Origin of the sequence: Prauserella rugosa (assembly GCF_000719975.1) — a bacterium.
Classification (GTDB): domain Bacteria; phylum Actinomycetota; class Actinomycetes; order Mycobacteriales; family Pseudonocardiaceae; genus Prauserella; species Prauserella rugosa.
Genome location: NZ_JOIJ01000005.1, coordinates 158,602 through 177,890, shown reverse-complemented (window position 1 = coordinate 177,890; position 19,289 = coordinate 158,602). Strand labels below are relative to the sequence as shown.

The window sequence follows — 19,289 nt, the reverse complement described above, 5'->3', positions numbered from 1 at the left end:
CCAAGGAGTGCCGTGACCGGGCCGCTGAGCACAGTGATACTCGCCGCCGGCGAGGGCACCCGTATGCGTTCGGACCTTCCCAAGGTGCTGCACACCCTGGCGGGACGGCCGCTCGTCGAGCACGCGGTCCGCGCCGCGGCGGGCCTGGATCCGGACGAACTCGTGGTCGTCGTCGGACACGGCAGGGAGGCGGTCGGCGCGCATCTCGACGGCGTGGCCGACGCCATCGGGCGCACCGTGAAGACGGCCGTCCAGTCCGAACGCCGCGGCACCGGCCACGCGGTGCAGTGCGCGCTCGAGGCACTGCCCGCAGGCGACTCCGGCACGGTCCTGGTCACCTACGGCGACGTGCCGCTCCTCGACACCGCGACGCTCGCGGAGTTCCTCGCCGAGCACGAGCGCGAGGGCAACGCCGTCACGGTGCTCACCTCGGTGGTCGACGACCCGACCGGTTACGGCCGCATCGTGCGCGACGCCGGGGGCGCCGTCACCGGCATCGTCGAGCACAAGGACGCCGACGAGACCCAGCGGGCCATCACCGAGATCAACTCGGGTGTCTACGCCTTCGACGCCGCGGTGCTCGCCAACGGTCTCTCCCGCCTGTCCACCGACAACTCCCAGGGCGAGCTGTACCTGACCGACATTCTCGGCATCGCCCGTGGCGACGGACGTGCGGTCGGCGGCCTGCCGGTGTCGGACCCGTGGCTGACCGAGGGCGTCAACGACCGGGTGCAGTTGTCGACGTTGGGCACGGAGCTGAACCGGCGGATCGTGACCGGGTGGCAGCGCGAGGGCGTCACGGTCGTGGACCCGGCCTCCACGCGGATCGACCTCGACGTCACGCTCTCCCGCGACGTGGTCATCGAGCCGGGCGTGCAGCTCTACGGCGCGACGGTCGTCGGCGCCGGGGCGCGGATCGGGCCGGACACGACGTTGACCGACGTCCGGGTCGGCGAGCGGGCGAGCGTCGTGCGCACCCACGGGAGCGAGTCGGTCGTCGGAGACGACGCGTCGGTCGGGCCGTTCGCCTATCTGCGGCCGGGGACGAAACTCGGCGAGGCGGGCAAGATCGGCACGTTCGTCGAGACGAAGAAGGCCGACATCGGCCGCGGGACGAAGGTGCCGCACCTGACCTACGTCGGTGACGCGACGATCGGCGAGCAGAGCAACATCGGCGCGTCGAGCGTGTTCGTCAACTACGACGGCATCGCCAAGCACCACACCACGATCGGTTCGCACGTGCGCACGGGGTCGGACACGATGTTCGTCGCGCCGGTGAACGTGGGGGACGGTGCGTACAGCGGTGCGGGCACGGTGATCAGGGAGGACGTGCCCCCGGGTGCGCTGGCGGTGTCGGGGGCTCCGCAGCGCAACATCGAAGGCTGGGTGCCACGGCGTAGGCCGGGTACCCCAGCGGCGAAGGCCGCCGAGCAGGCCCTCGCCGACCAGGAGAAAACCGACACCGACGGGGAGTCGCCAGCATGAGTCCGAAGTCCGGAACACCCAAGAAGAATCTGATGCTCTTCTCGGGGCGTTCACACGTCGAGCTCGCCGAAGAGGTCGCGAAGAGCCTCAACGTGACGATCACCCCGCAGACGGTGCACACGTTCGCGAACGGTGAGATCTACGTCCGGTACGAGGAGTCCGTTCGCGGGACCGACGCCTTCGTCATCCAGAGCTTCTCGCCGCCGATCAACGAATGGCTGATGGAACAGCTGATCATGATCGACGCACTCAAGCGGGGCAGCGCGAAGCGGATCACCGCCATCGTCCCGTTCTACCCGTACTCGCGGCAGGACAAGAAGCACAAGGGACGCGAGCCGATCTCCGCGCGCCTGGTGGCGGACCTGCTCAAGACGGCCGGTGCCGACCGCATCCTGACCGTCGACCTGCACACGGCGCAGATCCAGGGCTTCTTCGACGGCCCCGTCGACCACCTGCACGGGCAGAACGTGCTCGCCGACTACATCAACGAGCACTACAGCGACCACAACATCACGGTCGTCTCGCCGGATTCCGGCCGGGTGCGGCTCGCGGAGAAGTGGGCCCAGCAGCTCGGTGACCGTCCGATCGCGTTCATCCACAAGACGCGGGACCCGGACAAGCCGAACCAGGCGGTCGCCAACCGCGTCGTGGGTGACGTCAAGGGCAGGCTGTGCGTGCTGATCGACGACATGATCGACACGGGCGGCACGATCACCAAGGCCGTCGACGCGCTGCTCGACCAGGGCGCGTCGGACGTCGTGATCGCCACGACCCACGGCATCCTTTCGGACCCGGCGACCGAGCGGCTGTCCAACTCCAAGGCGCGCGAGGTGATCGTCACCAACACGCTGCCGATCCCGGAGGAGAAGCGCTTCCCGACGATGACCGTGCTGTCGATCGCTCCGCTGCTGGCACGGGCGATCCAGGAGGTCTTCGAGGACGGCTCGGTGACGAGCCTGTTCGACGGCAGCGCGTGACGCCTGCCTGACCCGACGACAGGAGGGCCCCGCGACGGCGACGACCGCTGTTCGCGGGGCCCTTCCGCGTTCGCGGCCGGCATCTTGCACAGACCGGGCAGGGGGTCAAGAGCTCGCTATCCGGCTGCATTACACTGGGCGAGTTGTCTCGGCGAGGCGGGGCCGAAGGGACTCTTCGGCGCCCGACGTGATCGACGCGGCGGCTTGAGAAGGCCACCCGTGTGCGCACGTCGTGGTACTCGCCGCCGGACAGCCACAAGAGACCAACGCTGGTCCGCCAGCAATGCTCGACCAGAAGAACGCCCCATTCCACCAGGGCCCCACCGCGAGGAGTGCATCACCGTGTCCGAGGTACGCCTGACCGTCGAACCCCGTACCGAGTTCGGCAAGGGAGCGGCTCGCCGCACCCGCCGCGCCGGCAAGATCCCCGCGGTGCTGTACGGCCACGGCGAGGACCCGAAGCACCTGGCGCTGCCGGCCGTGGACTTCGCCCGCGTCGTGCGCGACAACGGCCAGAACGCCGTCATCACGCTGGACATCGCCGGCACGACCACCAAGTCGACCGACCTGGCGCTGACGAAGACCATCACGGTCCACCCGCTGAAGAACTACATCGAGCACGTCGACCTGCTGGTCGTGCGTCGCGGCGAGAAGGTCACGGTCGACATCCCGGTCGTCGTCACCGGTACGGCCGCGCCCGGCACGCTGGTCACCCAGGACCTCGACACCGTGCAGGTCGAGGTCGAGGCCACCCACATCCCGGAGCAGGTCGAGGTGGACATCGACGGCGCCGAGGCCGGCCACTCGGTTCAGGCCTCGCAGATCACGCTGCCGCGTGGCGCCGAGCTGACCACCGACCCGGAGGCCCTGGTCGTCGCCGTGAACGAGGCGCCGACCGAGGAGGCCATGGAGGCCGAGGTCGACGCCGAGGGCGCCGGTGTGGTCGAGGAGGAGTCGGACTCCGCCGAGGGTGGCGACGAGAGCTGACCCGCTGAGTCGTCCGGATACGACATGGCGAACGAGTTTCCCGGGGCCGGCGAGCAGGTGCTGCTCGCCGGCCTCGGCAATCCCGGGCCCCGGTACGCGGGCAACCGGCACAACGTGGGCTTCATGGTCCTCGACGAACTGGCGTCCCGCGTGGGCGGCAAGTTCAAGGCCCACAAGAGCGGTGCGGAAGTCCTGGAAGGACGGATCGGCGGGCGCAAGGTCGTGCTCGCGAAACCCCGCTCGTACATGAATCTCTCCGGCGGTCCGCTCGTCGCGGCGGCGCGGTTCTACAAGATCGACGCGAGCGGCCTGGTGGTCGTCCACGACGAGTTGGACGTGCCGTACGGGTCGTTGCGGTTGAAACTCGGCGGTGGCGACAACGGCCACAATGGACTGCGATCCATCACGAAGTCGTTCGGCACCAAGGACTACTACCGCGTGCGGTTCGGTGTCGGCAGACCGCCCGGCCGAATGGACGCGGCCGACTTCGTCCTCAAGGATTTCGCCACGACCGAGCGCCGCGAGCTGGCACTGAACGTCGACCGTTGCGCCGACGCGGTCGAGGAGCTGCTGGCAAGCGGTCTGACCGCCGCGCAGAACACGTTTCACGCATCCTGACGCGCGCAAGCGGCACCCCCTGCGCGCACCCCGCCTTCGCTGCACACACAGCGTCACTACGACCACCGACACTCCCCCGACGGGGTCGGATGGATACGCCTGATCGAGTCGCATCCGGTCGGGACGCTTCCCCCACGTCGCCGCCCCGGCTATCACGGATAGCCGCGAGGGACACCGACGTGGAGGTGCAGGTCATGGCGATCACGGCAGACGACGTGCGAGGCGCCGAGTTCCCGGACTCGGGATTCGGCAGGCGCGGCTACGCCAAGCACGAGGTCGACGCGCTGCTCGACCGAGTGGTCCGCACACTGTCCGACGAGGACGACCTGACGGCCGCGGAGGTGCATCACGTCCAGTTCGGACGGCCGCCGATCGGCAAGCGCGGGTACGACGAGAAGCATGTCGACGACTTCCTCGACAAGGTCGAGGACACACTGCTGACCCGCACCGGCGTCACCAGGGGTGCGCACGAGGTACCGGCGGCCCGCGAGACGTCCCCTGCAGTCACCGACGCAGCCGTCGCGGAGGCAGCCGACACCCGGCCAGCCGACACGGAGATGCCGCAGCGGGCCGAGCGCAGCTGACGTCGCCTACGCCTGTGCGTCCATGCGGTCGCGGTACTGCTCGGCCGTGGCGGCGCGCTGGACCTTGCCGGAGGGCGTCTTCGGCAGACTTCCCGTCGGCAGGACGACGACGGCGTAGGGACGCGCGTCGACCGCGTCGCGCACGCGGGCCGTCACCTCCTTGACGATGCGGGCCTCCTCGGCCTCGTCGCCCGCCGACTTGGATTCCAGCACGACGGCGAACCGCTCCCTGCGCGTGCCCGCGTCGATCCGCACGGCCACGGCGTTGCCTGCGCGCACGCCCTCGACCGCTCCCGCGGCCCGCTCGACATCGGTCGGGTAGACGTTGCGCCCACCGAGGATGATGACGTCCTTGCTCCGGCCGCAGATGATGATCTGCCCGTCGACCAGGTAGCCGATGTCGCCCGTGGCGAACCAGCCCTCGGCGTCCTGGGTGTCGAGCGGCCCATCGACCGTCAGGTACCCCGGCGTGATCGCCTCACCGCGCAGCTGGATCTCGCCGACCTCGCGCTCGGCCAGCACCGCACCGCCCTCGCCGACGATGCGCGCCTCGATACCGTCGAGCGGCCTGCCCAACACGGCGAATCCGCGCACCTGCTCGGTACCGCGGCGCTCGTCGCCCTCGGGCACCGGCACCGCCCGGTTCTCGCTCTCCAGCGGGTCGGCCTCGACGACGTCGACCGTCAACCCCGAGAACAACGGCGCGAACGACACCGCCAGCGTCGCCTCCGCGAGACCGTAGGCGGGGAACACGCACTCGGCGGGCATGCCGAACCGTGCGCCCGCGTCGGTGAACGTCCGCACCGCCGTCTCGTCGATCGGCTCGGCGCCGTTCAGCGCGATCCGCATCGTCGACAGGTCGTAGGCCTCGTCGTCGTCCACTCTGGCCAGCCTGCGGCCCACGATGGCGTAGGCGAAGTTCGGCGCGGCGGTGATCGTGCCGCGGTAGCGCGTGATCAGGTCCGGCCACAGCAGCGGCGAGCTCAGGAACTCGACCGGCGTGACCTTCACCAGTTCCACCCCGAAGGTCATGGGCACGGTGAGGAACCCGACCATGCCCATGTCGTGGAAGGTCGGCAGCCACGACACCATCACGTCGCTGTCGGGGTCGAGGTTCGACCGCCGCGCCATGGCGCTGATGTTGGTGTACAGGTTGCCGTGCGTGATGCGAACGGCCTTCGGCTCGGCCGTGGAACCACTGGTGAGCTGCAGCAACGCCATCGCGTCCTCGTCGACGGCGACCGGTTCGGCGATCGGCTCCGAATCCAGAAGGTCCTCGATCGTCCGGTACTGGATGCCGTTCTGCTCGAGCACGGGCGCCAACTGGCCGAACGGCTCGCCGAGCAGTACCAGGTCGGAACCGATCATCCGCAGCACCTGCAACGTGTCCTCGGCCCACCGAGCCAGGTCCGTTCGCGGCGTCGGCTGGTGCAGCATCGTCACGCTGCCACCAGCCAGCCACACGCCCTGCACGGTCGGTGCGATCAGCTCCGGCGCCGCGGCGAGCACGGCCACCGCCCCGCCGGCACGGAACCCGCCTCCGGCGAGTCCTCCCGCGAGGCACCGCGCACGCTCGTGCACCTCCGCCCACGTCCTGCGCACGGGCTCCGAAGGCTCACCCGTGACCATGCCCCGCTGCCGCCCACCGGCTTCGGCGGTGGCGACCATCGTGTCCACGAACCGGCTCATGCCAGTGACTGTAACCGCGGGTCACACCCGAGGGGGAACCGGCCGTCGCGGTTCACTCGACCGCCTCGGAGGCCTCGAGCCACTTCTGCTCGAGTTCGTCCTTCTCGGCCTGCAGCTCCTTCAACCTGGCCGTGAGCTCCACCAGGCGGTCCGGTTCGGTCGCGGCCTCGGCGAGCTCGGCGTGCAACGTCGACTCCTTCTCGGCGAGGGTGTCGAGTTTGCGTTCGAGTTTGCCCAGCTCCTTCGTGATGGCCCGCCACTCGGCGTTGGACAGCTTCGGAGCCTCCGCCGTTCCCGACGACGCGGCCTCGGCTCGCTCCCCCGTGGCGGGGCGACCGGCGGGCTCGGCTGCGGGACGCGCCGACGCGATGCTCTGCCTGCGCTGGAGGTACTCGTCGATGCCGCCGGGCAGGTCGGTGATGCCGACGTCACCGAACAGGGCCACGACCGTGTCGCACACCCGCTCGGTGAGATACCGGTCGTGGGAGACGACGATCAGCGTGCCCGGCCAGCCGTCGAGGAGGTCCTCGAGCTGTTGGAGGGTGTCGATGTCCAGGTCGTTGGTCGGCTCGTCGAGCAGCAGCACGTTCGGCTCGGCCATCAGCAACCGCACCAGCTGCAGCCTGCGGCGCTCCCCGCCGGACAGATCACCGACCGGCGTCCACTGGCGTTTCGGAGGGAACCCGAGCTTCTCCGCCAGCTGCGAGGCCGACAGTTCGTGCTTGCCGAGCTGCACCCGCGCGGCCACCCGTTCGACGGCCTGCAGCACCCGCAGGTCGGCAGGAAGGTCGTCCAGTTCCTGCTTCAGGTGTGCCAAGTGGACGGTCTTGCCCTCGATCCGCCTGCCCGTCTCGGGTTCGCGTTCGCCGGCGAGCAGCTTCAGCAACGTCGTCTTGCCCGAACCGTTGACACCGACGAGGCCGATGCGATCACCGGGTCCGATGCGCCAGGTGACGTGGTCGAGCAGCACCCGGTCGCCCACGCTGAGCGAGACGTCCTCGAGTTCGAGCACGGTCTTGCCGAGGCGGCGTTTGGCGAAACTCATCAGCTCGACGGTGTCGCGCGGGGGCGGCACGTCGGCGATCAGCGCCTCGGCGGCCTCGATGCGGTAGCGCGGCTTGGACGTGCGCGCCTTGGCGCCACGCTGCAACCACGCCAGCTCCTTGCGCGCGAGGTTCTGCCGCTTCTCCTCGGCCGCCTGCGCCAGCCGGGCCCGTTCCGCACGGGCGTACACCCAGTCGGCGTAGCCACCCTCGTACTGTTCGACCCGGCCGCCGGTGACCTCCCAGGTGCGCCCGCACACGGTGTCGAGGAACCACCGGTCGTGCGTGACGACCACGAGCGCCGACCTGCGCGCCAGCAGGTGGTCGGCCAACCACCGCACACCTTCGACGTCGAGGTGGTTCGTGGGCTCGTCGAGCACCAGCAGGTCCAGTTCGCCGACGAGCGTCGCGGCGAGCGCGACCCGCCTGCGTTCCCCGCCGGACAGGTTGGCCGTGGCCGTGTCGAGTCCGATGGCGGCGATCCCCAGTCCGTCCACAATGGAACGCACGCGGGCGTCGGAGGCCCATTCGTGCTCGGCCTCGAACCCGGCGAGCACGACGTCCCCGACCGTGCTTCCCTCCGGCAGGTCGGTTCGCTGCGTGACCACGCCCATGCGCAGGTCGCGCACGCGGCTCACGCGCCCCGAGTCGGGCTCGGTGATCCCGGCGAGCACCTCGAGCAGCGTCGTCTTGCCTCCGCCGTTGAGGCCGACCACGCCGATGCGCTGGCCTTCACCGACGCCCAGGGACACCTCGTCCAGGAGCGGCCGGACGCCGTAGGACTTGCTCACCGATTCGAGATTGACCAGATTGGCCATGCGTCAGACAAACCTCTCCACGACGTGGAACCGTTCGGCGACCACGGGGGTCGCGTCGTCGATGGTGACAGGACGCCCCAGCGCGGCACGCAGCTCGTCGCTGTTCCAGAACTGCTCGTGGGCGGCGCGCCACTCGGCGACGTCCGCGTGCCCCTCGCCCTCGTCGACGGCGTGCCGATCATCGACCTCCGACAGCGGAAGGACCCGCACGTCGGTCGTCTCGATCACCGCGACCACCGCACCGTCCGAGTCGACGACCCGCTGCCGCTCACCGCGTCGGGGCAACGCCTCACCCTCGACGCGGTATTCCTCGAGCAGTGCCGTGGTGGTCGTCTTCCTGCCACTGAGCACGGCTGCCACGAGCGCGTCCCTCAGCGGCCCCGGGAACGCGAACTCGGCGATCCTCATGCGTGTGCCTGCGGGGGACTCGGATGCCACGGGGAGTCGTCGCCCCCGTCGTCCGGGTCGACGACCCGCGCGCCCGGCACCGGCCCGCTGGCGACGCGCACCGTGCGGCACACGCCCGCACCCGACAGCCGCGCCGAGACCTGCACCGCCGCGTCGCCGTCCGCGCACAGGAACGCGCACGTCGGTCCCGAACCGGAGACGATCCCGGCCAGAGCACCGGCCTCGACGCCGGCACGCAGCGTCCGCCGCAGGTTCGGGCGCAGCGACACCGCGGCGGCCTGCAGGTCGTTGCCGAGCAGCTCCGCGAGACGGTGCGGATCACCCCACGCCATCGCCTCGACCAGCGGCGCGTGGTCGCCCACCGGCGGCGGATCGCCGACCTCGCGGAGCCGGTCCAGTTCGCGATACACCCGCGGCGTCGACAGTCCCCGCTGCGCGAACGCCAGCACCCAGTGGAACGTGTGCCGGGACAGCACCGGCACGAGCTCCTCGCCGCGTCCCGTGCCGAGCGCCGTCCCGCCGTGCAGCGCGAACGGAACGTCGCTGCCCAGCTGTGCGGCCAGGCTCGTGAGCTCCTCGCGGGACAGATCCAGCTTCCACAGCGTCGCCAGCGCGAGCAGCGCGCCCGCCGCGTCGGCACTGCCACCGGCCATGCCGCCCGCGACGGGAATGCCCTTGTCCAGGGTGATACTGACGCTGCCCAGCTCCTCCGCGGAGCGGCCGGTGTGTTCGGCCAACACGTCCACGGCGCGCCACGCGAGGTTGCGTTCGTCGCGCGGCACGATCTTCGAGCCCTCGCCCGTGACGTGCAGGGACGGCGTTTCCGCGGCCGACACGGTGACGCTGTCGGTCAGGGACAACGCCTGGAAGATCGTCGTCAGCTCGTGGTAACCGTCGTCGCGCACGGGGCCCACCGACAGGTGCACGTTGATCTTGGACGGCACCGTGACGGTCACGGGAGTCGGTACGACGGCAAGCACGTGCCCAGGGTACTTGCGCCCCGCGCCGACGCTGTCAGGCGCGCGGCGAATCGCTCCGCACCCGCGCCGTACGCGACCTGACCGCTACCCCACGTGACAGGGCCCGGCGCCGGGCCCTGTGCGACCCCTGGGTCAGGCCGCGACGCCCCGCAGGCCGTACAGGGTGTGGGTGACGTGGGCGCCGCGCTCGGCGATCCACGCCAGCGCCGCGTCGGCACGCTGGCCACGGACGCCGATCCGGAACCGCGCGACGGGCGTGTCGCCGAAGCGGGTCAGCCCGCCACCGATCGTGCCGATCTCGACGTCGAACCGACTCGCCGCCTCCGGCAGCAACGCGCCCACCGACGCGAAGCCGACCAGCACGACGTCGACCACCACGTCGAACCGGGCCGCCTCGCCAGGAGACGTCTCGACCGCGGGCAGCAGCTCGTCGGCGATCCGGCTGCCCCGCTTGCCCGCGAGGCCGAGCAGGTTGCCGCTCTCGACGACCGATCCGTGGTCGAGCAGGGCGACGTCGTCGCACACCCTGCGCACCACCGACGTGTCCGGCGTCATCAGCAGCACGGTCGCGCCCAGTTCGGAGCGCGCGCGGTCGAGCACCGACAGCACGGCGCCGGTCTCCTCGACGTCGATACCGGCGGTCGGGTCGTCGGCCAGCAACACGGCGGGACCACCGGCCAATGCACGCGCCACCGCGACGCGCCGCTGCTGACCCGGCGTGAGGTCCGCGGGCACCTGCGCGGCCGCGCGGGTCAGTCCGATGACGTCCAGCAGCGTGCCGACGCGCTGCCGACGCCGCGCGCCGTCCACGCCGACCCGCTCGAGCGGTGCGGCGATGTTGCCGGCCACAGTCCGCTCGGGGCGCAGCCGCGAGTCGACGACCGCGACCTGACTCTGCGCCTCGCGCAGCTTCCGGCCGTCCAGCGTCGTGGTGTTGAGCCCGTCGTAGCGCACGGCGCCGCGGTCGGGCCGCTCCCGCAGCGCGACGCACCTGGCGAGCGTCGACTTGCCCGAACCGGAGGCACCGACGACGCCGAACAGCGCACCCGCGTCGACGTCCAGGTTCACCTCCCGCAGGGCCTGCACGGGCGCGGCGGATGCGGCGTCGGACGCGGAGGCGGGGAACGACTTGCTGACGTTCTCGACGGTGATCAAGACAGCTCCAAAGCAGCTCAGGGCTCACCGGCACACGCGGCGATCGGGCTCGCCGTGTGTCGGGAGGAAGGGGAAGGTCGGTCAGGCGGTGGCCGTCAGGCCATGAAGTGGCAGCGACGACACGCGGATACCGTGCGGCGGCCCTGATCGACTACCCGGCGCTGAGTGAGCAGCTCGGAGATGAACATCGTGGATCCTCCATCGCTCCTGGCGTTAGCACCGTCCTCGAGGGAGGTTGCTGCGACGTCGACGAGCCAGGTCTCTCGGTCGCTCGGGATGGAATTCCCACATAGTAGACATGATGTGGCGACGTGATAGCAAGCTGCTGGGCGTAGATCACACCGCCGGCCGCACCGACGTCACCGGTCTGTCCCAGTGCTCCCTGCGCTCGCGGCGGCGATGGCGACGTAGGCGTCGATGCCCAGCTGCTCGCCACGGGTGCGCGGATCGATGCCGGCGGCGGTGAGGATCTCGCCCGCCCGCTCGGCCGATCCCGCCCACGAGGCGAGCGCCGAGCGCAGTGTCTTGCGGCGCTGGGCGAACGCGGCGTCGACGGCGGCGAACACCGCGTCCCGGTCCACCCCTGTCCGCTCGGGGCCCCGGTCGAAGGCGATGAGGGACGAGTCGACGTTGGGCACCGGCCAGAACACCGCGCGGGGCACGGCAGCGACCTTCTTCGCCGTCCCGTACCAGGCGAGCTTGACACTGGGCACCCCGTAGACCCGGCTGCCGGGGCCCGCCGCCATCCGGTCGGCCACCTCGGTCTGAACCATCACGAGCACCCTCCGCAGCGAGGGCAGCTGCGCCAGCAGGTGCAACACCACAGGCACCGCGACGTTGTACGGCAGGTTGGCCACGAGCGAGTCGGGTGCACCGACCTGATCGGGGCCGATGCGCAGGGCGTCGGCGGTGATGACGGTGAGCCGGGAGACCACATCCGGCGCGTGCGCCCGCGCGGTGCGTTCGAGCCTCCCGGCGAGGACGGGGTCGATCTCCACGGCGACCACGTCGGCACCCGTGCCGAGCAGTCCCAGGGTGAGCGAACCGAGGCCGGGGCCGACCTCCAACACGGCGTCCCCGGAGTCGACACCGGCCAGCTCGACGATCCGGCGCACCGTGTTGGCATCGTGCACGAAGTTCTGCCCGAGCTTCTTGGTCGGGCGGACGTCGAGCTCGCCCGCGAGCTCCCGGATCTCGGCGGGCCCGAGCAGGCCCGGTGGTTCAGCGGTCACGATGACGAGTTCAGCACAAGCGCCGCCCGGCACCCCGCGAGGGGTACCGGGCGGCGCAGGAGTGCTTTCGGTGCCTCGTTACGGCAGGCCGAGCTTCGACGAGCAGGCAGGCCAGGCGCTGTAGCTGCCACCGCGGGCGTCGCGCACCTTCGTGGCGATGGCGATCTGCTGCTCGCGGCTCGCCTCGTTCGGGTAGGCCGCGTACTGGTCGCCGCCGTAGGCGTCCCAGGTGCTCTTGTCGAACTGCAGGCCGCCGTAGTAGCCGTTGCCCGTGTCGATCGACCAGTCGCCGCCGGACTCGCACTCGGCGAGCTGGTCCCACACGGCGCCGTCGGCGATCTGCGGCTGCGGCGGCTCCTTGGTGCCGACGCGAACGACCTTGTCCTTGGCCTTCTTGAGGATCTTGGAGTCGATCTCCTTGCGGGAGATCTCCTCGCCGTTCTCCTTGGTGACGCGGTAGGTGACGAGCTTCTCGCCGGCCTTGCCCTCGTCCTCGACGATCTCCTTGCCCTGCTCGAGCTCCGGGTCCTCGATGGTGCGGACCTCGGGCTCGATGGGCTCCTTCTCGTTCACCACGGACACGCCGGTGCGGGCCACGTAGACCTCGGCGTCGTCCGTCAGCTTCATCTGCAGGCCGCTCTCGACCTTGTCCTTCGGCCCGAGCTGCAGGCCGAGCTCGTCGAGCAGTTCCTCGGCCGTGACCGCGTTGGTCGTGACCTTCTGCGGCTTCTTGCCGCCGTCGTAGACGGTGACGTTCTTCTGGGTCTTGACCTCGAGGGTCATGCCCTTGAGCGGCACGTCACTGCCGAGCGGAGCCGAGAGCTTGGCGCCCTTCTCCTGCAGGTCGGCCAGTCCGAGCTGGTTGAGCGCCTCGCCGACGTTGGTGGCACGCACCCAGTGCTGCCGCTCCTCGCCGTCGACCTTCACGGTCAGGTGGCGTCCGCGCTCGAGCTTGATGACGCCGCCGTCACCCACGGCCGCCTGCGGCGACGGGGACAGCGCGTCGTGCTTGCCGACGTTGATGTCCGCGTCGTCGAGGATCTCGCCGACGGTGTCGCCGTAGCTGCGGATGGTCTGCTGTTCGCCGTCGACGTCGAGGGTGACGCTCTTGTTCATCGCCAGCGCCGCCGCACCGCCACCGGTGAGCGTGATCAGCATGGCGAGAACGGACCCCTTGAGGAAGCGCTTCTTCCAGGTCCTGACGGCGCTGCCGAGGCTGTCGTCCGTGTCGTCGCTGCCCGCGTCCGCGGAAGCGGTGGCCGCGGTGGCGGCACCGGTGTCCACGATCGGCGGGAGCATCGTGGTCTCGGCGTTGATCAGCTGGATGAGTTCGTCCACACCGACATTGGCCTCGGCCATCATCGCGTCGGCGTCGGGGCCGAGAACGGCGAGGATGTCCTCCCGGGTGATCCGGGGGTCGGACGAGAACTCCGGATCGCTCGGTCGGTCGAGCAGAGCCGTCGAGCCGGCCGAAGCCGACGACGAGCTCGCGTCCGCGCGCCCGTAGCTACCAGTCACAGGGTCTATCCCTTTCACGCATGGCCAGGACACCCGCAGTCAGCGTCGTCCCCTGACGCATCCCGCACGACTGCTGCCGCGCGAGTCGCGTCGTCCCCGACGAACACCGACGTGACTGTGGGCATGCCGATCGGAGACAGTCGATCTCAACCGGCACGGTCACGGGACCGTAACGGGTGCCGGGGGGTTGCGCAAACACGCCACGCAATCTTGTGACCTGCCTCACTGGTTCGAACGACGTTCGGGGGCGCACCTTTGTCGCAGTCCGTTCACGCCGATGTGACTGTCGGCGACGACGGGAGACCGAAGACACGCTCGGCATTGCTCCGAACGGCGTCGGCGACGACGGCGACCGGCTCACCACGCAGCTCGGCGAGTCCGTGGACGGTGTAAGCGGCGCAGAACGGCTCGTTCGGGCGTCCCCGGTGCGGGTGGGGCGTCAGGAACGGCGCGTCGGTCTCGACCAGATACTGCTCCGGCGGCACGAGCTTGGCCGCGGCCTGAAGATCCGCCGCGTTGCGGAAGGTCACCGTGCCCGCGAACGAGAGCACGTAGCCCGCGTCGACGCATCGGCGCGCCATGTCGGCGTCTCCCGAGAAGCAGTGGAAGACGACCGTCTCGGGCGCCCCTTCCTCCTCGAGGATGCGCAGGATGTCCTCGTGCGCCTCGCGGTCGTGGATCATCAGCGGTTTGCCCACGCGCTTGGCGAGGTCGATGTGCCACCGGAACGCGTCCTGCTGTGCTGCCGGCGGTGAGTAGTCCCAGTAGTAGTCGAGGCCGGTCTCGCCGACGGCGACGACGCGGTCGCCTGCGGCGAGCCGTTCGATCTCGGCCTTCTCCTGGTCGCCGAAGTCGGCGGTCCGCGTCGGGTGGATCGCCACCGCGGCGTACACGCGTTCGTCCCACGTGGCCGCGTCGGCGGCCCAGCGCGCCGCTGTGAGGTCGTCGGCGACCGTCACGACCCGTTCGACACCGGCCGCCGCCGCACGGTCGAGGATCGCGGCGACGTCGGCCGCGGTGTCCGCCCCGCAAGCATCGAGATGGGTGTGCGCGTCCACCACGGACGCCGGCAATCGCTCCGGCACCGGCGGCGGGGTGTCACGGTCCTTCTTCCGGCTCATAACCCCTCCTGAATGCACCCGGGTGCATGCTCCCGAGGGCCCCATGGTCGCGTTGAGCGCAGCCATGGGGCCCTCGGTTGCATTCAACGTGGTGGCGTCGACGTCAGCTCTGTACCGGTGCCCACTCCGGACCCGTCTCGCCCAGCTTCGCGTCGAGCTTGGCGAACAGCGGCGACGGCTTCGACAGCGGACGGCCCACCTCGATCGGCTTCGACTCCCACACGGCCTGCTCGGCCGAGTAGTCACCGGTGAGGATGGGATTGGTCCGGCCGGGGATGTCCAGGTCCTCGACGTCGTGCAGTTCCGGCTGCGCCGCCCACACACCCGTGCCGCCGAGCGCCTCGTGGACCTTCTGCGCCGCGTGCGGCAGGAACGGCGTCAGGAGCGCGTTGGCGTCGGAGACGACCTGCAGGGCCGTGTGCAGCACCGCGTCCCTGCGGTCCGGGTCCTCCTTGAGCTTCCACGGCTCCTGGTCGGACAGGTACTTGTTGGCCGCCGACACGACGCGCATGGCCTCGCCCGCCGCCTGCTTGAACCGCGACCGGCGCAGGTGCTCTCCCACGGTGTCGAACGCGCCGCGCGCCAGTGCCTTGAGTTCCTCGTCGGCCTGCGCGGGTGCGGTCGGCGCGGGCACGCCGCCGTTGTTCTTGTGCGCCATCGAGATGGCGCGGTTGACGAGGTTGCCCCATTCGTTGGCGAGTTCGAAGTTGGTGCGGCGCACGAACTCGTCCCACGTGAAGTCGGTGTCCTGCGTCTCGGGGCCAGCGACACTGATGAAGTAGCGCAGCGTGTCGGGACCGAACTCGCGGAGGAAGTCCTCCACGTAGATGACGGTGCCGCGCGAGGTCGAGAACTTCGAGCCGCTCATGGTGAGGAACTCGCTCGAGACGATCTCGCCGGGCAGGTTCAGCGCCCCGTACGGACCGACCTCGCCGCCCTTGTCGCCGCGACCGTTGTGGCCGAGCAGGAACGCGGGCCACAGCTGGGCGTGGAAGGTGATGTTGTCCTTGCCCATGAAGTAGAAGGACTGCGCATCCGGGTCGGTCCAGAACGGCATCCACGCATCCGGGTCACCACTGCGGCGTGCCCATTCGACGCTGGCCGAGAAGTATCCGATGACGGCGTCGAACCACACGTAGAACCGCTTGAGCGGCTGGTCGCGCCAGCCGTCGAGCGGCACCTTCACGCCCCAGTCGAGGTCGCGCGTGATCGGCCGCGGGCGCATGTCGTCGACGAGGTTCTTCGTGAAGTTGAGGACGTTGGACCGCCAGTCGGTCTTCGTCGACAGCCACGCGCCGAGCGACTCGGTGAAGGCGGGCAGGTCGAGGAACAGGTGCTCGGTCTCGACGAATTTCGGCGTCTCACCGTTGATGCGCGAGCGCGGGTTCTTCAGCTCGGCGGCGTCGAGCTGGTTGCCGCAGTTGTCGCACTGGTCGCCGCGCGCGCCGTCGTAGCCGCAGATCGGGCAGGTGCCCTCGATGTAGCGGTCGGGCAGGGTGCGCCCGGTGGACGGGCTGACCGCACCGGTGGTGGTCTTCGGCACGACGTAGCCGTTGCGGTGCAGCGCGAGGAAGATCTGCTGCACCACCTCGGCGTGGTTGCCGGTGGTGGTTCGGGTGAACAGGTCGTAGGACAGGCCGAGGCCACGCAGGTCCTGGCTGATCTGCCGGGTGTACTTGTCGGCGGTCTCCTGCGGGGTGAGGCCTTCCTTGTCGGCCTGCACGAGGATGGGGGTGCCGTGTTCGTCGGTCCCGGACACCATGAGCACCCGGTTGCCGGCCATTCGCTGGTAGCGCGAGAAGACGTCGGAGGGGACGCCGAAGCCGGACACATGACCGATGTGGCGGGGACCGTTGGCGTAAGGCCAGGCCACCGCGGTCAACACAGAGGTGCTCATACTAGAAATTGAACACTGCGGCGCGTAGCGCCACGTTGGGGGGCGGTTGGTCGGGCGACGGGTGGGCGAACACCGTGGCGCGGAGCGCCCCTGGGGCGGGCGGCCCGCCGCGACAGTCGGGGCTGAAAGAAGGGGAGGCCGGTAGCGGTGTCGGCGACGCGGTTGCTCGTGCTCGGGGTGGTGCGGATGTACGGCCGTGCCCACGGCTACCAGGTACGCAGGGAGCTGTTGTCCTGGTCGGCCGACCAGTGGGCCAACGTGCAGCCGGGCTCGATCTATCACGCACTGAAGCGGTTGGCTGCCGAGGGCCTGCTGGAGCAGGTCGAGATCGAGCAGGGCAAGGGCCCCGACCGGCTCGCCTACACGCTGACCGGCGAGGGCGAACAGGAGTTCCAGCGGGACCTACGGCAGCGGATCACGAACGTCGAGGGCTCCTCGAGCAACGCGTTCGGATTCTCCGCGGCCCTGGTCTTCATCACGGCGCTGCCCCGCGGGCTGGCGGTCGAGTTGCTCGAGTACCGCCTCACCCAGTTGGAGGGACAACGCGCGAACGTGGCGGCCGTGCTCGACAAGGGCAGCGAGTGGGGCCAGCCCGCGCACGTCAATGAGCTCTACCGGTTGTGGCTCGCGCACTGCGACGCCGATCTGGAGTGGACCCGGGAGCTCATCGGAAGGCTCGGCGCGGGCGAGTACGTGATGGCCGACGACCCGGCGCACGAGTTCGGCGCCGCGCACCCGTCCTGACCGCGGCTGCCACCCGGACGGCGAAATTCGCTGTCGAGCAGAACGCACCCGCGCTCACACTCCTCATTATACCGACTTCGACCCAACTAATCAAATTTGACGAGTCGTGGCCGAAGGAGGAGAGTCGACGCCGTGCGCGCCACGTACTGGCCGGCGCATCTCTTCAATGGGGGTCATTTGTGAACAAGGGGTTTCTGTGATCAAGGCACGCGGCCTGCAACGCCGCTTCACGTCCCGCGGCCGCACGGTGGACGCGGTGAAAGGTGTGGACATCGACGTCGACGAGGGCGAACTCGTCGGCTTCCTCGGCCCGAACGGCGCGGGCAAGACGACGACGCTGCGCATGTTGACGACGCTGCTGACGCCGACCGCGGGTGAGGCGCAGGTCGCCGGATGCGACCTGCTGAGCGATCCGCTCGGCGTGCGCAAGCGCATCGGATACGTCGCCCAGGGCGGCGGCACCGGACCGGAGTGCAAGGTCGCCGAGGAGATCGAACTGCAGGGCAGGCTCTACGGGCTGAGCAAGGCCGAGGCGATCGCGCGTGGCGCGGAGCTGACCGAGCAGCTCGATCTGTCCGGGTTGGACCAACGGATGACGAAGACGCTCTCCGGTGGCCAGCGGCGCAGGCTCGACATCGCGCTCGGACTCATCCACCGGCCCGGACTCGTGTTCTTCGACGAACCGACCACCGGTCTCGATCCGCAGAGCAGGGCGAACCTGTGGGAACACATCCGCACTCTGCGTTCGGACCAGGGTGTGACGCTGTTCCTCACGACGCACTACCTCGAAGAGGCCGACGCGTTGTGCGATCGGATCCTGGTCATCGACGGCGGCGAGATCGTCGCCGAGGGCACGCCGGACGCGCTGAAGGCACGGGTCTCCGGCGACAGCGTCGTGCTCGGGGTCGACGAGGACGACATGGGCCGCGCCGCGGAGATCGTCGGCGACATCGAGGGCGCCCACGACCTGACGGCCGCCCACGGTGAGGTGCGGTTCCGGGTTCCACGCGGCGACACCGCACTGCCTGCACTACTCAGGGCGTTCGACGCCGCCGGCATCACGACGCAGTCGATGCAGGTGCAGCGTCCGACGCTGGACGACGTCTTCCTGACCCTCACCGGCCGCAGCCTCCGCGACGCCGAGACGCCGCAGCCCGCCGACACCGACAAGGAGGCGCAGACCCATGCTGCGTGACACCTGGCTGATCTTCCGGCGGGACGCGACGCTGCTGCTGCGCAATCCGGCGTGGCTGGCGATCGGCGTCATGCAGCCGGTGCTCTATCTGGTGCTGTTCGGACCGCTGATGGAACGGATCGTCACCAACACACCCGGGTTCCCTCCCGGCAGCAGCTGGACGATCCTCACCCCGGCGCTGATCATCCAGCTCGCCCTGTTCAGCGCCACCACCGCGGGCTTCGGGCTGTTGGCCGACCTGCGGAACGGCGTGGTCGAACGGCTCAGGGTGACGCCGGCCAGCCGGATGGCGCTGCTACTGGGCAAGGTCCTCACCAACGGGCTGACCACCGTCGTGCAGGCGCTCATCATCACGGGGCTGGCGTTCCTGGTGTTCGACCTGTCCGCACCGTTCGGCGGCATTCTGTTGACGCTGCTGATCGTGGCGATGCTGTCGGTGACGCTGGCCTCGGCCTCCTACGCGGTGGCACTGACCCTGCGGAACGAGCAGTCGTTCCCCGCACTCGTCAACGCGGTGATGATGCCGGTGCTGTTGCTGTCGGGAATTCTCGTGCCCATCACGACCGGCCTGGCCCCTCAGTGGCTGTACACGATCTCGCGCATCAACCCGTTCACGCACATCGTCGACGCGGGCCGTGCCGGATTCCGCGGTGACTTCTCGGTCGATGCGCTGCTGACCGGTTCGGTGGTGCTCGTCGTGCTGATGTCGCTGTGCGTGTTCTGGGGCGCCCGGACGTTCCGCCGCGAGAACGCCTGACCCCGCTGCGGGGCGCCTCGACACGCCACCCGCGAAGGCCGACCGGCGTGCATCTGCGCACGTAGAGTGGGCCGTCGTCAG

Annotated in this window: 17 protein-coding genes and 1 riboswitch; of the genes, 8 read left to right on the top strand and 9 right to left on the bottom strand. The window is 69.9% G+C overall.

Annotated features, from left to right (window positions below):
* The first annotated feature begins 12 nt into the window (after positions 1 to 12).
* The 5 genes from glmU (at position 13) to IF64_RS0109310 (ending at position 4,651) form a co-directional block, all read left to right on the top strand.
* Complete coding sequence (gene glmU / locus IF64_RS0109330) at positions 13 to 1,485, top strand: bifunctional UDP-N-acetylglucosamine diphosphorylase/glucosamine-1-phosphate N-acetyltransferase GlmU (protein WP_030531643.1); 1,473 nt, start codon at positions 13 to 15, stop codon at positions 1,483 to 1,485.
* The gene (locus IF64_RS0109325) at positions 1,482 to 2,462 is read left to right on the top strand and encodes a ribose-phosphate diphosphokinase (protein ID WP_030531642.1); all 981 of its coding nucleotides are present in this window, start codon (positions 1,482 to 1,484) and stop codon (positions 2,460 to 2,462) included. Before glmU ends, IF64_RS0109325 begins: the two co-directional genes overlap by 4 nt.
* Positions 2,463 to 2,804: 342 nt before the next feature.
* Positions 2,805 to 3,449: a 50S ribosomal protein L25/general stress protein Ctc gene (locus IF64_RS0109320; RefSeq protein WP_030531641.1), complete on the top strand. Its 645-nt coding sequence runs from the start codon at positions 2,805 to 2,807 to the stop codon at positions 3,447 to 3,449.
* A gap of 24 nt (positions 3,450 to 3,473) precedes the next feature.
* Positions 3,474 to 4,067 (top strand): aminoacyl-tRNA hydrolase, encoded by a 594-nt coding sequence (gene pth, locus IF64_RS0109315; protein ID WP_030531640.1) that lies wholly within the window; start codon positions 3,474 to 3,476, stop codon positions 4,065 to 4,067.
* Positions 4,068 to 4,261: 194 nt separating this feature from the next.
* Positions 4,262 to 4,651, top strand: a complete 390-nt coding sequence (locus tag IF64_RS0109310) for a DivIVA domain-containing protein (RefSeq protein WP_030531639.1) — start codon at positions 4,262 to 4,264, stop codon at positions 4,649 to 4,651.
* Positions 4,652 to 4,657: 6 nt separating this feature from the next.
* Here the strand turns inward: IF64_RS0109310 and IF64_RS0109305 are convergent, their stop codons facing one another.
* The 9 genes from IF64_RS0109305 to metG all read right to left on the bottom strand — a co-directional run bounded on the left by IF64_RS0109305 (position 4,658) and on the right by metG (position 16,512).
* Positions 4,658 to 6,340 carry a fatty acyl-AMP ligase gene (locus IF64_RS0109305; RefSeq protein ID WP_030531638.1) on the bottom strand — a complete coding sequence of 561 codons (1,683 nt, stop codon included), beginning with the start codon at positions 6,338 to 6,340 and terminating at the stop codon, positions 4,658 to 4,660.
* Between the two features lie 52 nt (positions 6,341 to 6,392).
* A complete protein-coding gene (locus tag IF64_RS0109300) occupies positions 6,393 to 8,201 on the bottom strand; it encodes an ABC-F family ATP-binding cassette domain-containing protein (protein ID WP_030531637.1) in 1,809 nt (602 codons plus the stop codon).
* A gap of 3 nt (positions 8,202 to 8,204) precedes the next feature.
* On the bottom strand, positions 8,205 to 8,609 hold the full coding sequence (locus IF64_RS0109295; protein ID WP_030531636.1) for an ASCH domain-containing protein: 405 nt from the start codon (positions 8,607 to 8,609) through the stop codon (positions 8,205 to 8,207).
* Positions 8,606 to 9,589 carry a 4-(cytidine 5'-diphospho)-2-C-methyl-D-erythritol kinase gene (locus tag IF64_RS0109290; protein ID WP_030531635.1) on the bottom strand — a complete coding sequence of 328 codons (984 nt, stop codon included), beginning with the start codon at positions 9,587 to 9,589 and terminating at the stop codon, positions 8,606 to 8,608. The genes IF64_RS0109295 and IF64_RS0109290 overlap by 4 nt, the downstream gene beginning before the upstream one ends.
* Positions 9,590 to 9,721: 132 nt before the next feature.
* Positions 9,722 to 10,744 carry a methionine ABC transporter ATP-binding protein gene (locus IF64_RS0109285; RefSeq protein WP_030531634.1) on the bottom strand — a complete coding sequence of 341 codons (1,023 nt, stop codon included), beginning with the start codon at positions 10,742 to 10,744 and terminating at the stop codon, positions 9,722 to 9,724.
* 195 nt (positions 10,745 to 10,939) lie between these two features.
* Positions 10,940 to 11,027, bottom strand: a riboswitch (SAM riboswitch).
* A 76-nt stretch (positions 11,028 to 11,103) separates the two neighbouring features.
* Positions 11,104 to 11,976: a 16S rRNA (adenine(1518)-N(6)/adenine(1519)-N(6))-dimethyltransferase RsmA gene (gene rsmA, locus IF64_RS0109280; RefSeq protein WP_030531633.1), complete on the bottom strand. Its 873-nt coding sequence runs from the start codon at positions 11,974 to 11,976 to the stop codon at positions 11,104 to 11,106.
* A gap of 78 nt (positions 11,977 to 12,054) precedes the next feature.
* Complete coding sequence (locus IF64_RS0109275) at positions 12,055 to 13,431, bottom strand: resuscitation-promoting factor (protein ID WP_030531632.1); 1,377 nt, start codon at positions 13,429 to 13,431, stop codon at positions 12,055 to 12,057.
* A 332-nt stretch (positions 13,432 to 13,763) separates the two neighbouring features.
* A complete protein-coding gene (locus IF64_RS0109270) occupies positions 13,764 to 14,615 on the bottom strand; it encodes a TatD family hydrolase (protein WP_030531631.1) in 852 nt (283 codons plus the stop codon).
* A 103-nt stretch (positions 14,616 to 14,718) separates the two neighbouring features.
* On the bottom strand, positions 14,719 to 16,512 hold the full coding sequence (gene metG / locus IF64_RS0109265; protein ID WP_030531630.1) for a methionine--tRNA ligase: 1,794 nt from the start codon (positions 16,510 to 16,512) through the stop codon (positions 14,719 to 14,721).
* 147 nt (positions 16,513 to 16,659) lie between these two features.
* Between metG and IF64_RS0109260 the strand changes: the two genes are divergently transcribed.
* The 3 genes from IF64_RS0109260 to IF64_RS0109250 all read left to right on the top strand — a co-directional run bounded on the left by IF64_RS0109260 (position 16,660) and on the right by IF64_RS0109250 (position 19,208).
* Positions 16,660 to 17,256 (top strand): PadR family transcriptional regulator, encoded by a 597-nt coding sequence (locus tag IF64_RS0109260; protein ID WP_030531629.1) that lies wholly within the window; start codon positions 16,660 to 16,662, stop codon positions 17,254 to 17,256.
* Between the two features lie 196 nt (positions 17,257 to 17,452).
* Positions 17,453 to 18,451 carry an ATP-binding cassette domain-containing protein gene (locus tag IF64_RS0109255; RefSeq protein WP_030531628.1) on the top strand — a complete coding sequence of 333 codons (999 nt, stop codon included), beginning with the start codon at positions 17,453 to 17,455 and terminating at the stop codon, positions 18,449 to 18,451.
* Entirely contained in the window at positions 18,441 to 19,208 is a 768-nt protein-coding gene (locus IF64_RS0109250; protein WP_030531627.1) for an ABC transporter permease, read from the top strand. The genes IF64_RS0109255 and IF64_RS0109250 overlap by 11 nt, the downstream gene beginning before the upstream one ends.
* The last annotated feature ends 81 nt before the right edge of the window (positions 19,209 to 19,289 follow it).

Bases quoted from the DNA above. Each gene is read 5' to 3' on its own strand.
- metG (WP_030531630.1), bottom strand. From the start codon at position 16,512: ATGAGCACCTCTGTGTTGACCGCGGTGGCCTGGCCTTACGCCAACGGT.
- IF64_RS0109305 (WP_030531638.1), bottom strand. From the start codon at position 6,340: ATGAGCCGGTTCGTGGACACGATGGTCGCCACCGCCGAAGCCGGTGGG.
- IF64_RS0109310 (WP_030531639.1), top strand. From the start codon at position 4,262: ATGGCGATCACGGCAGACGACGTGCGAGGCGCCGAGTTCCCGGACTCG.
- IF64_RS0109250 (WP_030531627.1), top strand. From the start codon at position 18,441: ATGCTGCGTGACACCTGGCTGATCTTCCGGCGGGACGCGACGCTGCTG.
- pth (WP_030531640.1), top strand. From the start codon at position 3,474: ATGGCGAACGAGTTTCCCGGGGCCGGCGAGCAGGTGCTGCTCGCCGGC.
- IF64_RS0109270 (WP_030531631.1), bottom strand. From the start codon at position 14,615: ATGAGCCGGAAGAAGGACCGTGACACCCCGCCGCCGGTGCCGGAGCGA.
- IF64_RS0109325 (WP_030531642.1), top strand. From the start codon at position 1,482: ATGAGTCCGAAGTCCGGAACACCCAAGAAGAATCTGATGCTCTTCTCG.
- IF64_RS0109300 (WP_030531637.1), bottom strand. From the start codon at position 8,201: ATGGCCAATCTGGTCAATCTCGAATCGGTGAGCAAGTCCTACGGCGTC.
- IF64_RS0109295 (WP_030531636.1), bottom strand. From the start codon at position 8,609: ATGAGGATCGCCGAGTTCGCGTTCCCGGGGCCGCTGAGGGACGCGCTC.